This is a genomic window from Citrobacter sp. wls757 (assembly GCF_005280935.1).
Lineage (GTDB): Bacteria > Pseudomonadota > Gammaproteobacteria > Enterobacterales > Enterobacteriaceae > Citrobacter > Citrobacter portucalensis.
Window position 1 is genome coordinate 1 of the sequence record NZ_SZWU01000076.1, and the last position, 279, is coordinate 279.

Here is a 279-nt window from a genome sequence, read left to right on the forward strand (position 1 = left end):
AGGCCGGATAAGGCGTTTACGCCGCATCCGGCAAATGCAACATGCGAAAAAAAAGCCCGTACTTTCGTACGAGCTCTTCTTAAAATATGGCGGTGAGGGGGGATTGACTCGCTTTGCTCGCCCTTCGGGCAGCCCACTCACTCCGTTCGCGGTCTGTCCAGCTGGCTGCGCCAGCAGTCGAACCCCGGTCGGGGTTTCTCATCCCCCCGCAGATGTGCAATATGTGAAAAAAAAGCCCGTACTTGCGTACGAGCTCTTCTTAAAATATGGCGGTGAGGG

Annotated in this window: 1 other RNA gene; it reads right to left on the reverse strand. The window is 55.6% G+C overall.

Features of this window, described 5'->3' with window-relative positions:
- Positions 1–87: 87 nt before the first annotated feature.
- Positions 88–223, reverse strand: a non-coding RNA gene (locus tag FDW94_RS20410) — RtT sRNA.
- Between the last annotated feature and the right edge of the window lie 56 nt (positions 224–279).